Origin of the sequence: Paramagnetospirillum kuznetsovii (assembly GCF_003284725.1) — a bacterium.
GTDB lineage: Bacteria > Pseudomonadota > Alphaproteobacteria > Rhodospirillales > Magnetospirillaceae > Phaeospirillum > Phaeospirillum kuznetsovii.
In genome coordinates this window covers 280,111-292,901 of record NZ_PGTO01000003.1, presented here as the reverse complement: position 1 = coordinate 292,901, position 12,791 = coordinate 280,111, and the positions used below count along the sequence as shown (strand labels likewise).

14 protein-coding genes are annotated in these 12,791 nt (G+C 64.4%); 8 read left to right on the top strand and 6 right to left on the bottom strand.

The genetic code is table 11. The annotated features are described in order from the left end of the window. The first annotated feature begins 87 nt into the window (after window positions 1–87). Entirely contained in the window at window positions 88–1,239 is a 1,152-nt protein-coding gene (locus tag CU669_RS06275; protein WP_112142958.1) for a tetratricopeptide repeat protein, read from the top strand. On the opposite strand, the gene CU669_RS06270 is transcribed toward CU669_RS06275, so the two are convergent. Next, window positions 1,236–1,616 (bottom strand): Hpt domain-containing protein, encoded by a 381-nt coding sequence (locus CU669_RS06270; protein ID WP_112142957.1) that lies wholly within the window; start codon window positions 1,614–1,616, stop codon window positions 1,236–1,238. The genes CU669_RS06275 and CU669_RS06270 overlap by 4 nt on opposite strands. A 117-nt stretch (window positions 1,617–1,733) precedes the next feature. On the opposite strand from CU669_RS06270, the gene CU669_RS06265 reads away from it, so the two are divergent. Together CU669_RS06265 and CU669_RS06260 are read left to right on the top strand one after the other, a co-directional pair. Next, window positions 1,734–2,264 (top strand): hypothetical protein, encoded by a 531-nt coding sequence (locus tag CU669_RS06265; protein WP_112142956.1) that lies wholly within the window; start codon window positions 1,734–1,736, stop codon window positions 2,262–2,264. Between the two features lie 98 nt (window positions 2,265–2,362). Then, window positions 2,363–2,590, top strand: coding sequence for a hypothetical protein (locus CU669_RS06260; protein ID WP_112143051.1), 228 nt, complete (start codon window positions 2,363–2,365; stop codon window positions 2,588–2,590). Between the two features lie 197 nt (window positions 2,591–2,787). On the opposite strand, the gene CU669_RS06255 is transcribed toward CU669_RS06260, so the two are convergent. Both CU669_RS06255 and CU669_RS06250 read right to left on the bottom strand, forming a co-directional pair. Further along, entirely contained in the window at window positions 2,788–4,452 is a 1,665-nt protein-coding gene (locus tag CU669_RS06255) for a sensor histidine kinase (RefSeq protein WP_239988571.1), read from the bottom strand. 130 nt (window positions 4,453–4,582) lie between these two features. Then, window positions 4,583–6,463 carry an ABC-F family ATP-binding cassette domain-containing protein gene (locus CU669_RS06250; RefSeq protein WP_112142954.1) on the bottom strand — a complete coding sequence of 627 codons (1,881 nt, stop codon included), beginning with the start codon at window positions 6,461–6,463 and terminating at the stop codon, window positions 4,583–4,585. Between the two features lie 172 nt (window positions 6,464–6,635). On the opposite strand from CU669_RS06250, the gene ndk reads away from it, so the two are divergent. Together ndk and CU669_RS06240 are read left to right on the top strand one after the other, a co-directional pair. Further along, a complete protein-coding gene (ndk, locus tag CU669_RS06245) occupies window positions 6,636–7,058 on the top strand; it encodes a nucleoside-diphosphate kinase (protein WP_112142953.1) in 423 nt (140 codons plus the stop codon). A gap of 207 nt (window positions 7,059–7,265) precedes the next feature. After that, window positions 7,266–7,718, top strand: coding sequence for a helix-turn-helix domain-containing protein (locus CU669_RS06240; protein WP_112143050.1), 453 nt, complete (start codon window positions 7,266–7,268; stop codon window positions 7,716–7,718). Between the two features lie 6 nt (window positions 7,719–7,724). Here the strand turns inward: CU669_RS06240 and CU669_RS06235 are convergent, their stop codons facing one another. Together CU669_RS06235 and pdxH are read right to left on the bottom strand one after the other, a co-directional pair. Next, entirely contained in the window at window positions 7,725–8,651 is a 927-nt protein-coding gene (locus CU669_RS06235) for a cation diffusion facilitator family transporter (RefSeq protein ID WP_146747681.1), read from the bottom strand. Continuing rightward, complete coding sequence (gene pdxH, locus CU669_RS06230) at window positions 8,624–9,211, bottom strand: pyridoxamine 5'-phosphate oxidase (protein WP_112142951.1); 588 nt, start codon at window positions 9,209–9,211, stop codon at window positions 8,624–8,626. The genes CU669_RS06235 and pdxH overlap by 28 nt, the downstream gene beginning before the upstream one ends. 98 nt (window positions 9,212–9,309) lie before the next feature. On the opposite strand from pdxH, the gene CU669_RS06225 reads away from it, so the two are divergent. The 3 genes from CU669_RS06225 (at window position 9,310) to CU669_RS06215 (ending at window position 12,020) form a co-directional block, all read left to right on the top strand. After that, window positions 9,310–9,783: an RT0821/Lpp0805 family surface protein gene (locus CU669_RS06225; RefSeq protein ID WP_112142950.1), complete on the top strand. Its 474-nt coding sequence runs from the start codon at window positions 9,310–9,312 to the stop codon at window positions 9,781–9,783. Window positions 9,784–9,846: 63 nt separating this feature from the next. After that, window positions 9,847–10,746 (top strand): DnaJ C-terminal domain-containing protein, encoded by a 900-nt coding sequence (locus tag CU669_RS06220; protein ID WP_112142949.1) that lies wholly within the window; start codon window positions 9,847–9,849, stop codon window positions 10,744–10,746. Between the two features lie 158 nt (window positions 10,747–10,904). Continuing rightward, window positions 10,905–12,020 (top strand): GGDEF domain-containing protein, encoded by a 1,116-nt coding sequence (locus tag CU669_RS06215; protein ID WP_112142948.1) that lies wholly within the window; start codon window positions 10,905–10,907, stop codon window positions 12,018–12,020. 31 nt (window positions 12,021–12,051) lie between these two features. On the opposite strand, the gene CU669_RS06210 is transcribed toward CU669_RS06215, so the two are convergent. After that, entirely contained in the window at window positions 12,052–12,489 is a 438-nt protein-coding gene (locus tag CU669_RS06210; RefSeq protein WP_112142947.1) for a response regulator, read from the bottom strand. Window positions 12,490–12,791 lie beyond the last annotated feature (302 nt).

Genomic DNA, 12,791 nt, shown 5'->3' with positions numbered 1-12,791 from the left:
CCGCCCGCCTCCAAGCTCCGATTGCCTTCGCTCGCGGGAAGTGGAATCATGCGCCCCCATCTCCAGGGACTTGGAAAGCCGTACCTCATGAGGATCGCTGCATTCGTCGCCGCGCTGATCGCAATCGGTTTGCCGCTGTCGGTCCAGGCCGAAACCGCCAAGCCTGCCAAGGGCAAGGCGGTCAAGTCGGCCAAACCGGCCGCCGACAGCCATCTGACCCTCCTTATGGCCGCCGCCGCCAGGGGAGAGGCCGAGGCGCAGCATCAGCTTGGGCTGGCCTATCGCGACGGCCACGGCGTCAAGACCGATCATCACGCCGCCCTGTCCTGGCTGGTCCTGTCGGCGGTCAACGGCAATGCCTTGGCCGCGCTGGATGTCTCCGCCGCCTATGAACGCGGCCAGGGCGTCGGCCGCGATACGGTGGCCGCCGGCCAGTGGCTGTATCGTGCCGGCGTCCTCGGCAATGCCGAGGCCCGCACCCGCTGGACCGAGATGGTTCTGGCCGGAAAGATCGCCTCATTGGGTGGCCAGGACGGCGCCGCCTGGATCGCCGCCGCCGCCGCCGCCGGAGACGCCCGCGCCCCCATGATTCTGGCCGAGGCCTTCGACAAGGGGCTGGGGGTCGCGCCCAATGACGATGCCGTCGAGGGTTGGCTGCGGGTCGCCATCGCCCTTTACGGCGATGTGGAAGCCCAGTTCCGGCTCGGTCGTCTGCTGCTTGCCCGCCAGGGCTTCTGGCGGATGCCAACCGAGGAGGAGTGGAGCCTGAAGGACGCCGAGCGCAAGGGGCTGCCCTTCGGCGCCGTGCTCTATGCCGCCAAGCCCGCCGGGGGCGATGAAAAGATCAGCCTCGTGCGGCCAGGGATGGTGGAGGGCGAACGCCGCCTGGAAGCCGCCGCCCGCGCCGGTCATGCCGAGGCGCAATACCATCTTGGCAGCGCGCTGGTGACCGGCATCGATCTGCCGCTGAACATGGCGGCCGGCATCGTCTGGCTGGAGGCCGCCGCGGCCCAAGGGCACGCCGAGGCCACCATGGCGCTGGGCGGTCACGCCGCCAAGGGTGACGGGTTGTTCGTCAAGGATCCCGTCCGCGCCTTCGTATTGTACGACCTTGCCGCCTCGGCGGGGGAAGAGGGAGCGGCCGCCGCGCGCGATGCCATCGCCAAGACGCTCAACGCCCGTCAATCGGCCCGTGCCCGGTTGATCGTCCAGGGCTTTAGGGAAATTCAGGGGCTCTAAAGTGCGAGCAGGCGGCGGCCCATGTCGCCGCCGTCCCCCGAAAACCGCCCGCGAATGATCTCTCCCATGGCCGCCACCAGGGCCGCCATGCGCGCCAATTGCGCCGCATCAGGGGTGGGGGCGGTCTCCACAAGTCGGCACAGTCGATTGCCCAACTCGCTGACCAGGGGATAGGCGAAGGTGGCGCCCTGACCCTTCATGTCATGGGCGATGCCGAACATCTGGTCGAAACGACCCGCCGCCAGGGCGGCTTCGAGCTTCACCAGATCGGCCTCGGCCCATTCAAGATAGCGGGTCGCCAAATTGGCCAGGGCGGCCTCGGCGCGCTCCAGGGCGGCGGCATCCAAATCGGGAAACGGGTCGGCATTGTCGGCCATGAGGGAATCCAGCGCAATTCGATCAGCCAGTCTAGCACTTCACCGGGCGGCGGCGAAATCACCGTCTAGCCGCAGGCCCGCGTTGACAGGATCGGCGCCAAAGGTCACCTTCAAGCCATGATGAAGCGGCTTATATCACTGGGTGCCGCCGCCCTGGCCAGTCTGGTCGGCGGGTGCGGCGACGGACCGTCCACGGTGCCGGGGTTTCGCAGTCCGGCGACCTGGAGTTCGTTCGTCTACGCCACCAACAACGGGCCGCTGCTGCTTGACGTGGTGGGCGATCCTTTCGCCTCCGGCTCGGGGGATCTGCGCCGCGTCGCCGTCGCGGCCATGGCGGCGGGAATTCCGGGGCGCCCCTTCACCCTGACCCTGGACCCGGCGGTGGCGGCGCGGCCCAATTTCCGGATCGTGCTGGTGGCCGGGGCGGCGTCCGACCTGGACGAGCGCGCCGTCTGCGCTGGCCGTGCCAAGGCGGCGAATATCAAGATCGATGGCGGACGTATCGACCTGATCGCCACCTTCTGCGACGGCGATTCCTTGCTGTCCTCGGTGCGAGGCTGGGTCGCCAAGATCGGCGGGGCCGACGACCGTCGCTTCTCGTTGCTGCTGGGCCAGATGACCCGCGACCTGATGGGCGAGCCACAATAGCCGACGACCCCATACGCTTGGCATGAAATCCAGGTGGTGACATTTCCTGAAGAATGAGTTAACGTTAGCTACTTATGTTCAGCCAGAAAGGCAGGACCATGGACGTATCATCCGTCGGCGTCGCGAATTCGGCGCAGTACTTGCAGAAAGCCACCAGCGGGTCGCAAGCCCCCCTCACGCCCATCAAGCAAGAGGAACAAGCGGCCCAGGTGTTCGCGCAAGTGGTCGCGCAGAGCCCGCAACCTCAGCAGCAACAGCCCAAGGCCGTCTCTCCCGAAGACGTCGGCAAGTCGGGCGTCGGACAGATTCTAGACGTGCAGGCCTAGTGTCCTGCCCCCTAAATTCCTATGGCGAATTTAGGGGATAAGCAGGCCACGGACCGCGCAAGGGGCGCCCGCCCGAGGGAGCAGGTCGCGGTGCCGCCCTATATGGGGGCGGCGCCGAAAGGCGTGGCTTTTCCATGTGACGACGTTGGTCGTGATGGAAGAGGCGCGCCCGGCGCCATGTCCGCATGACGAAAAAATCACCCCTTAGCCACGATGACGGTGAAGCACGATCCCTTGCCGGGGACGGACTTTACCTCGAGCTTGTGTCCCAGGACCGAGGCCATGCGACGGACCACGCCGAGCCCAAGTCCTAGGCCCTTGCTGGCGCCACGGTCTTGGGTGACGTCCAGGCGGGTGAAATCGTCGAAGATGGTGCCGATCTTGTCGGCGGGAATGCCGACACCCGTGTCCCAAATCTGGATGGCGACCTTGGCGCCGCGATGACGGCAGCCGACGCGAATGCCGCCCCGCTCGGTATAGCGAACGGCGTTGACCAGCAGATTGCGCAGCAGCCGTTCCAGCAGCACCGCGTCGCTGGTTACCACCGAGGAACTGGGAATGGCGCCGATGGACAATCCCTTGCGCGACGCTTCCGGTTCCACCTGATCCACCAAACCGTTCAGCAGCGGCATGATGCGGAAGCTGGTGAGCTTTGGCTTGATCTTGCCCGCCTCGAAGGTGGATACGTCCAGTAGCGATGTCAGAAGCGAGTTGGTGGCCTCGATGCTCTGTCGCAGCTTGTCGATCACCTTGGTCTGCATGGGGGTGGTCACATTGGCGGCAAGCACTTCGGTGAACATACCGGCCGCTTGCAGTGGTTGCCGCAGATCGTGGCTGGCGGCGGCCAGGAATCGGGTCTTGCTGTCATTGGCCAGCCGGGCTTCCAAGGCGCGCTGCTCGGATTCCATGGTCCTTTCGTGAACGGTGCGCTCGAGCCCGCTGGAAATCGCTTCTTCACGCTGGATGGCGCGAAAGGCCATGGACGCCACGCCCAAAAGCCCCAAGGCGACGACGGCCATGGCGCTGCCCAGCAACAGCGCCGTCTTTCGCCAGGGCGCCAGAACATCGTCCACGGCCAGACCGGCACTGACTTCCACGTTGAAACCGGCCAAGGTGCGGTAAGAGACGATGCGGTCGATGCCGTCGAGATCCGAGGTGAAGCGGAGGGTGCCGTTGGGTTCCGAGGCGGCGGCCTGGGCCAATTTGCCGCCGACCAGCGAGCGATCGACAAAGGCTTCTGGTTCGGGCTGACGCAGGATCAGGTTTCCCTTGGTGGTGGCCGCGACGAAGCCGTTATGGCCAATCACCAGGCTGCGGTGATAATCGGTAAAAACGCTGACATCGATTCCCACGCTGATCATGCCCGCGAAATTGCCCAAATCGTCGGAGATGCGGCGGCTGAGGGTGAAAATCAGGCGATTGTTGAAGCGATTGCGGAACATGGGGCCGACGACGACCTGCTCGCCTGCCGCCAAATCCTGGAACCATTCCCGAAACGCGATGTTGACGTTGCTGGAATCTGGTGCCGAGGTACTGACGATGACATTGCCGTCGGCATCGGTGGCGAGAATGGCGCCGCGCTCGGGCAGGCTGGTGACCAGCTGCTGGAATTCACGCAATTCCTCGTCGGTGGAAATCTCGCCCTTGGCCCGCGCCGTGGCGATCTTGGCACCGCGATATAAGATGGCATCGGTCGTTGCCAGCGTCCGGCCGAGGTGTTCGTCCAACAGTCGGGCGACGCCTTGAGTGCTGGCGACGGCGCCATCCAGCGCCACATTGCGCAAATGGTAAAGGCCACCAATCAGGCCGCCGATCATCAGCGCCATCACCAATCCGATCAATAGCCGGAGCAGTTGACGCACCTCTTCCGGTGGACGCTTGATGTCCAGTGCTGGGGGGGGTGGGAGAGGGGCGTTGAAATCGACCACGGAGTAAGGCTTGCCTGTTCACGACTCCGTCAAGCCTACAGTGTCGCGGTGACGGACGAAAGCGCTATGCCTGGGCGGCTTCCAGAGCTTCCTGGGCTTCCAGCCATGTCGCCTCGGCGGCATCGACCTTGCGCGCCAGGTCCGCCTCCTGCCGTCGCAGTTCGGTCAGCTTGGCCGACGGCCCCCGGTAAAGGGCGGGATCGGCCAGTTGGGCTTCCAACTGCTTTTGCTTCTTGTGCAGGTCGTCCAGCGCCTTTTCGGCGGCTTGGGCCGTCTTGCGCAGCGGGGCCAATTGGGCGCGGGCCTCGGCGGCGGCCTTGCGGTCGGCCTTGCGGGTGGCGGCATCGCCGGAGACTTCGGTCTTGCCGCCGCGTCTTGCGTCGCGGGCCATGTCCAGCAGCAGGCGGCGATAGGCGGCGAGATCGCCGTCGAACGGCTTGACCTCGCCATTGCCCACCAGCCACAGATTGTCGGCGGTCAGCTCGATCAGATGGGGGTCGTGGCTGATCAGGATCACGGCGCCGTCATAGGCGTTGAGCGCCGAGACCAGGGCTTCGCGGGCGTCGATGTCCAGATGGTTGGTGGGTTCGTCCAGAATCATAAGGTGGGGGGCTTCCCGGCTCATCAGGGCGAACAGCAGCCGCGACTTCTCGCCGCCCGACAGACTGGAGACCTTGACATTGGCGCGGTCCTGTTCGAAGCCGAAACGGCCCAACTGGGCGCGCACCTTGGCTTCGGGCAGCCCCTTCATCAGCATGGCCATATGCTCGAAGGGCGTCTCGTCCAGGCGCAATTCCTCGGTCTGGTGCTGGGCGAAATAGCCGATCTTCAGCTTGGAGGGCTTACGGAACTGACCCTCCAGCAGATCGAGCCGACCCGACAAAACCTTGGCCAAGGTGGACTTGCCGTTGCCATTGGCGCCCAGCAGGGCGATGCGGCTGTCCATGTCGATGCGGATGTCGAGGCCGCGCAGCACCACCTTGTCGCCATACCCCGCCACGCCGTGGTCGATGGCGATGATGGGCGGGCTTAAGGGGTCGGGGTCGGGGAAGTCGAAGGACATGGCTTTGTCCTCCACCACCGGGACCACCATATCCATGCGTTCCAGCATCTTGACCCGGCTTTGCGCCTGGGCGGCCTTGGTGGCCTTGGCCTTGAAGCGATCGATGAAGGACTGGATCTTCTTGCGCTGTTCCTGCTGTTTGACGAAGGCCTTGCCCTGCAACTCCATGCGGGCGCGCCGCGTCGCCTCGAAGCGGTCGTAATTGCCGCCATAGGCGTTCAGCTTGCCGCCTTCCAGATGGATGATGCGGGTCGCGACCTCGTTGAGCAATTCGCGGTCATGGCTGATCACCACCAAGGTGCCGGGATAGGCGGCCAGATGGCTTTGCAGCCACAAGGTGGCTTCCAGGTCCAGGTGGTTGGTGGGCTCGTCCAGCAGCAGCAGGTCGGGGCTGGCGAACAGCGAGGCCGCCAGGGCGACGCGCATGCGCCAGCCGCCGGAAAAATCCGATACCGACTGCAACTGCGCCTCGGCATTGAAGCCCAGGCCCGACAGGATGGAGGCCGCCCGCGACGGGGCGGAATGGGCGTCGATGGCCAGCAGGCGCTCGTGGATCTCGGCGATGCGGTGGCCGTCGGTGCAGGTCTCGGCCTCCTCGAACAGTTCGGTGCGCTCGGTATCGGCGGCCAGCACGCAGTCGATCAGGCTGATGTCGCCTTCCGGGGCTTCCTGGGCCAGGCGTCCCAGCCGGGCGCGCGGGCGCAGATTGATCTCGCCGCCATCCAGGTGGAGTTCGCCGAGGATCAGCTTGAACAGCGTGGTCTTGCCGGTGCCGTTGCGCCCCACCAGGCCGACGCGCTGTCCGGCGGAGATATGGACGGTGGCGCTCTCGAAGATGGTCCGGCCGCCGTAGCGAAAGGTCAGGTCGTTGATGTGAAGCATGGCCGGGTCAATAGCACGGTCGCCGCGATGTCACAAACACCCCGTTGCTCTTGGACACGGTTGGCGTTATAACCCGCCGTCCCTCGCGCCCCGGCCGCCGAGGGCGAACGCAGCCGCCGATGATCTTCTATGGATGACGCGGCGCGAGCAACCGCCGAAAGGAATTTCACGAATGGCTACCGAACGTACCCTGTCGATCATCAAGCCGGACGCCACCCGGCGCAACCTCACTGGCAAGATCAATGCCCGCTTCGAGGAAGCCGGCCTGCGCATCGTCGCCCAGAAGCGCGTCCGCCTTACCAAGGAACAGGCCCAGCAGTTCTACTCGGTGCATGCCGAGCGCTCCTTCTTCGGCGAACTGGTGGACTTCATGATCTCCGGCCCGGTCGTCGTCCAGGTGCTGGAAGGCGAGGGCGCCGTCGCCCGCAACCGCGAGATCATGGGCGCCACCAACCCGGCCAATGCCGCCCCCGGAACCATCCGCGCCGATTTCGCCGAGTCGGTGGAAGCCAATTCCGTGCACGGTTCCGATTCGGCCGAGAATGCCGCCATCGAAATCGCCTACTTCTTCGCGGGCTGCGAGATCGCCGGCTGATCCAGCCGTCCGATCGGACTTTCGAAACCCCGGGGCATTGCCCCGGGGTTTTTGCTTGATCAATCGACAGTTGCCGAAAACACACTTAAGTGAAGAAAAATAAGTTGCATATATTACTGTGGTTGTTGCATTAAAAAGAATACTACTTGAACGTCACTCCTGAGGGGGTAAAATTGCGCATCTACACAACTTATGCGGATGTGCATCATGACGAGTGCTATTCAGTCAAATCGACGGCGCAATTCTCCCGTGAAGCCCAACCCCATTGACGTGTATGTGGGCGCGCGCCTGCGTTCGCGGCGATCTGTCCTCGGCCTCAGCCAAGAGGCCCTGGGGGCGGCCATGGGACTGACCTTCCAGCAGGTGCAGAAATACGAGCGGGGCGCCAATCGCATCGGCGCCTCGCGCCTGTTCGATCTGGCGCGGGCCTTGGGCGTGGACGTGGATTACTTCTACGCCGAGATGAGTGACGAGTTGAAAGCCACTTGCCCGTCCCACGCGGCGGGGACTTTGCCGGAAAGCCAATTGCGCCAGATCGACTTGCTGGGCAACCGCGAGACGCTCGATCTGGTCAGGGCCTATTACCGGATCGGCGACCCCGAGGTGCGCAAGCGGGTTCACCAACTGGCGAAGTCCTTGGCCGGGTTCTCCGGGCCGTGACCTCGGTCAGGCCGGATCGTGATGATGCTCGGTGATGCCGGAGGGGTCTTCGTGAATAATGACCTCGAAGGACGGAAACGCGGCCTGGATGGCGCCTTCCACCTCGTCGGCGATGCCGTGGGCCTGGATCAGCGAAAGCTCGCCCGGCAGTTCCAGATGGAGCTGGATAAAGCCCTGGCGTCCCGATGTGCGGGTCCGCAGATCGTGCAGGTCGAGGACCATGGGATGGGAATTGGCGATATCGCGGATGCGGGCTCGGTCGGAATCGGGCAGTTCATGGTCCATCAGGGTGTCCAGCGATCCCCTGATGATCTGCCAGGCGTTGAACAGCAGCCAGCCCGCGATGGCGATGGCGAAGGCGGGATCGGCGGCCGACCATCCCAGGTTCATGGTCAGCAGCAGCGAGACGATGACGCTGAGATTGATCATGACGTCGCCCGCATAGTGCAAGGAATCCGCCGAGATGGCGGTGGACTTGGTCCGCGCGATGACGTGGCGCTGAAAGCTCACCAGGGCGGCGGTCGCGACGATGGAGAACACCATCACGGCGATGCCCCAGTCGCCGTGGACCACCTGTTCCGGCCGGACGAGGCGGCCGCCCGCCTCCACCAGCAACAGGCCGCCGGAGCCGGTGATGAAGGCGGCTTGACCCAGACCGGCCAGGGACTCGGCCTTGCCGTGGCCGAATCGGTGCTCGCGGTCGGCCGGCTGCAAGGCGTGGCGCACCGCCATCAGGTTCAGCACCGAGGCGGCGAGGTCGAGCACCGAATCGATCAGGGTGGAGAGCAGCGCCATGGAGCCGGTGGCGGCCCAGGCGGCCAGCTTGACGCAGATCAGCACCGCCGCGGTGGCGGTGGAGGCATAGGTGGCCAGCCGCATCAGGCGGCCATGGGCCGCCTCGGTGGTTACGGAAACAGGTGTCGCCGTGTCCATGCGCCGTCCTCTTTGGTAAAGATGAAACGATCATGCAGCCGAAACGGCTTGTCCTGCCAGAACTCCATGCGGTCGGGGACCAGCCGGAAGCCCGACCAATGGGGCGGACGCGGCACCGCGCCGATCCCGAACCTGGCGGTGTATTCGGCGATGCGCTTTTCCAGTTCGAAGCGTCCGTTCAAAGGCCGCGACTGGATGGAGGCCCAGGCGCCGATCTGACTGGTCCTGGCCCGGCTGGCGAAATAGGAATCCGCCTCGGCATCGGTGACCGGCTGGGTGCGGCCCTCGACCCGGATCTGGCGGCGCAGGCTTTTCCAGTGAAAACACAGGGCGGCAAAGGGATTGGCGGCCAGCTCGACGCCCTTGCGGCTTTCCAGATTGGTGTAGAAGACGAAGCCCGCCTCGTCGGCGCCCTTCAGCAGCACCATGCGCACACTGGGCCGCCCCTCGCCATCCACGGTGGCCAAGCTCATGGCGTTGGGATCATTGATCTCGTTCTTTTCCGCCTCGCCCATCCATGCGTGAAAGAGGGAAAGAGGATCGTCTTGCGATGCTGACATGGCTGACTGGCTTTTCACCTTGGATGCTCAAGCGTAAAAATGCCTTAATTCGGGCCTAGCTGTATAGGCGAACCACTCCTCACACGCGCGAGCGCCCCATGTCGAAACATCGTAGCAAGCTCATTTCCGTCGTGGTCGCGGCCGGTCTCCTGACGGGCTGCGCCGAAGGCCCCACCAAGGAAGCCGTCGGCACCGGCGTCGGGGCCATCGGCGGCGCGTTGATCGGCAGCATGTTCGGGCGCGGCATCGGCAACATGGCGGCCACGGCCGTCGGCGGCCTGCTGGGCGCCTGGGCGGGATCGGCGGCGGGCAAGGCTTGGGCCAAGGCCGACCAGGACAAGGCCGACGACGCCTTGGACAAGGCGCACGACGCCCCGGTGGGCGAGAAGGTCAGCTGGAGCAATCCCGAGACCGGCAATTCCGGCTTCGTCACTCCGACCGGCGAAAGCATCAACGAGGCGGGCCAACGTTGCCGCGACTACCAATCCACCATCGTCGTTGACGGCAAGGACGAGGTGGTTCACGGCACCGCCTGCCGCCAGCCGGACGGAAGCTGGACCGCGAAGAACTAGGCAATGGCACTGACGCCCGACATTCCGTAACATGCGCGAATCGCATGTGGATATGAGGGCGCGGTGAAGGATCCCTATCAGGTCTTGGGCGTGGCGCGGACCGCTACCGACGACGACATCAAGAAAGCCTACAGAAAGCTTGCCAGGGAACTGCATCCCGATCTCAATCCAGGGGATCGGAAGGCGGAGGAGCGATTCAAGGAAATCACCGCCGCCAATGATTTTCTGTCCGATCCCACCAAACGGGCGCAGTTCGACGCCGGTGATATCGACGCGACCGGCGCCGCCAAGCGACGGGGCTGGCGCTCTCACGGCGGCGGTCCCGGCGGGGGTCGCCGCGCCGGGTCGCCCTTCGGCGACAATGTGGACGACATCTTGTCCGAGCTGCTGCGGCGCAAGGAGAAGGGGCGCGCCCAGGCCTCCGGTGCCCAGGGTGGCGTCGATATCCGACAGACGGTCACCGTCAGCTTCATCGAGGCGGCGGCCGGTGCCACCAAGCGGGTGACGTTGGAACCCGGACGCTCGGTGGAGGTCCGCATTCCCCCCGGAACGACGGATGGACAGACGCTGCGGCTGAAAAGCCAGGGGCGGATGGGAGCCTTCGGAGTGGAGCCGGGTGACGCCTATATCGACGTCAAGGTGGACAGTCACCCCCACTTCACCCGCCGCGAACTGGATATCTTGCTCGACGTCCCCATTTCGGTGCAGGAAGCGGTCCTGGGCGGAAAGATCACCGTTCCCACCATCGAGGGCAAGGTCGCCCTCAGCATTCCGCCCGATTCCAATACCGGATCGGTGCTGCGGCTGAAAGGCAGGGGGATCGCCGGGCCGAAGGGCATCCGGGGCGACCAGCTGGTCACTCTGAAGGTGGTGCTGCCCGATCGTAACGGCGAATTCAAGGCGCTGGTGGAGAAATGGGGGCCGCGTCACGGCTATGACCCAAGGACGAAGGCCGGGCTTTAGCCGATTTCAATGACAAGCGACTGACGGCTTGGCGCGTTGAAGGTCTAGGTATGAGGGGGATGCCCCGCATGGCGTTCCCAAGCGCTTGATCTCGCCCCACGCGAAAGATATATTGTTTTTGGCTAGGTTAGGCCGCTTCAGGCTGGAAGGGCTGGGACATGGAGCTGAAGCGCGTCGTATTCGGGAACGCCACTTTCCGCGAGGGCGACGAATACCACCAGTTCCAGTATCGCTTCACCTGCGCCGTGCTGGTCTTCGCCATCACCATCACCGCACTATTTCAATTGGCCGTGCTGGCGGGGCCGCCCCTTTACGATCCAATCTATGTGATGGTGGGGCGCGGCTTCCTGGCGGTCAGCGTCGCCGCCTTCCTTATCCTGCGCGGCCATCCCGAGCGCATGCGCCTCGTGGCTCCGGCCTATGCCGTCCTGGCCCTGGCGCAATACGTCATGGTGCTGCTGTTCAACGGTCCCGATGAATTGCGAGCCATCTGGTTCGCTCTCAACCTTCCGGGCGTCTATCTGATTCTGGGCTCGCGCATCGGCATCGCCATCACGGCGGCGTCCATCGCCATCGTGATCGTCGCCAATCCCCATCTGCCGACACCCTATTCGCCGGGGGCGCTGATCACGGTGGTGCTGGGCATGGTCTATATCAGCGCCTTCTTCCACGCCTATGCCGCTCGCTCCATCTCGTTTCACCACGCCATGGTCGAGGCCAACCGGAAACTGGCCCATATGGCGGCCCGCGATCCATTGACCGGCCTGCTCAACGCTCGGGCCTATTACGGGCTGTGCGAGGGGGCGCTGAGCCAGGCGCGGCGGACTGGATCGCCGTTCGCCATGCTGTTCGTCGATCTCGATCACTTCAAGAGCGTCAACGATCGCTTCGGCCACGATGCCGGTGATACCGTGCTGCGGGCGGCGGCGCTTTGTCTGGAACAGGGGATCCGCCAGAGCGATCTGGTGGGGCGCATCGGCGGCGAGGAGTTTTGCGTCCTGCTGCCCGACACCGTCCGCGAGGGCGCTCGCCTGCTGGCCGAGAAGCTGCGGGCCGACATCGAGGCGCTGATGCCCGATATCGGCTCGGAACGCCTTAGGGTTACCGCCAGTATCGGGGTTGCCGTCGCCGACGCGGAGGTCGCCACCATCGCCGAGGTCCAGCGCTTGGCGGACGACGCCATGTACAGGGCAAAGCGGCAGGGCCGCAACCGCGTGACGTGCTTCGACGAGTTGGACTCGGCCGCCGTACCAGGAATCAAGCAGTCGGCATGACGGTGCCCGGTCGTTCGATCAAGACTCGCTGTCAGCGAGGGCGGCGCATGACGCCGAACCAATAGTCCGAGATGCCGTGGATGGAGGTGAACAGTCCCTCCACATCCACCGGCTTGCTGACATAGCCGGACGCACCGGCCTGATAGGCGCCCGACACGTCGCGTTCCGCGTCCGACGTGGTCAGCATCACCGCCGGAATATCGCGAAGCGCGGCATCCGCCTTGACCATGGCCAGAACCTCGATGCCGTTCATCTTCGGCATGTTGATGTCGAGCAGCAGAAGATCGGGAAGGCGGGCGCCGCTTTCCTTGGCGGCGTTCAGGCGGGCCATGGCTTCCACGCCGTCCCAGACATGCTCCACCTTGCAGGGATAGCTGCCGTCGGCGAAGGCCGCCTTGACCAGATGGGCATCACCCGAATCATCTTCGGCGAGCAAGACGAGGAAGCTGAGGTCTTCCATATCGGTCATAACCGGTGCCGCGCCTCGGAGTTGATAAGTGTCAAGGTTCGGGGAAAGTAGCACTCATCCGGAAGAAAAGGCCATATCTTTGGTATGAGCAAATGGTGCATTGGTAAATGGAGTGCTTGACGTTTCGTCTCCGCCTCAGGCAGTGTGGCCCCATGATGTCCCATTTCGCAACTGTCCTGCTGCTGCTAAGCCGCCCGGTGTCGTAAAGACGACGCCGGGGTTTTGTGCGTTCTAGTGGTGTTCATGTCAGGTTTGCTCGGATGTCATCCTCTCAATTCCATCGTCTCGGTCTGTTGTTGTCG

Excerpts from the sequence above, each read along its gene's own strand:
- CU669_RS06275 (WP_112142958.1), top strand. The coding sequence starts at position 88 with ATGAGGATCGCTGCATTCGTCGCCGCGCTGATCGCAATCGGTTTGCCG.
- CU669_RS06265 (WP_112142956.1), top strand. The coding sequence starts at position 1,734 with ATGATGAAGCGGCTTATATCACTGGGTGCCGCCGCCCTGGCCAGTCTG.
- CU669_RS06250 (WP_112142954.1), bottom strand. The coding sequence starts at position 6,463 with ATGCTTCACATCAACGACCTGACCTTTCGCTACGGCGGCCGGACCATC.
- pdxH (WP_112142951.1), bottom strand. The coding sequence starts at position 9,211 with ATGTCAGCATCGCAAGACGATCCTCTTTCCCTCTTTCACGCATGGATG.
- ndk (WP_112142953.1), top strand. The coding sequence starts at position 6,636 with ATGGCTACCGAACGTACCCTGTCGATCATCAAGCCGGACGCCACCCGG.
- CU669_RS06225 (WP_112142950.1), top strand. The coding sequence starts at position 9,310 with ATGTCGAAACATCGTAGCAAGCTCATTTCCGTCGTGGTCGCGGCCGGT.
- CU669_RS06270 (WP_112142957.1), bottom strand. The coding sequence starts at position 1,616 with ATGGCCGACAATGCCGACCCGTTTCCCGATTTGGATGCCGCCGCCCTG.
- CU669_RS06210 (WP_112142947.1), bottom strand. The coding sequence starts at position 12,489 with ATGACCGATATGGAAGACCTCAGCTTCCTCGTCTTGCTCGCCGAAGAT.
- CU669_RS06235 (WP_146747681.1), bottom strand. The coding sequence starts at position 8,651 with ATGGACACGGCGACACCTGTTTCCGTAACCACCGAGGCGGCCCATGGC.
- CU669_RS06240 (WP_112143050.1), top strand. The coding sequence starts at position 7,266 with ATGACGAGTGCTATTCAGTCAAATCGACGGCGCAATTCTCCCGTGAAG.
- CU669_RS06260 (WP_112143051.1), top strand. The coding sequence starts at position 2,363 with ATGGACGTATCATCCGTCGGCGTCGCGAATTCGGCGCAGTACTTGCAG.
- CU669_RS06215 (WP_112142948.1), top strand. The coding sequence starts at position 10,905 with ATGGAGCTGAAGCGCGTCGTATTCGGGAACGCCACTTTCCGCGAGGGC.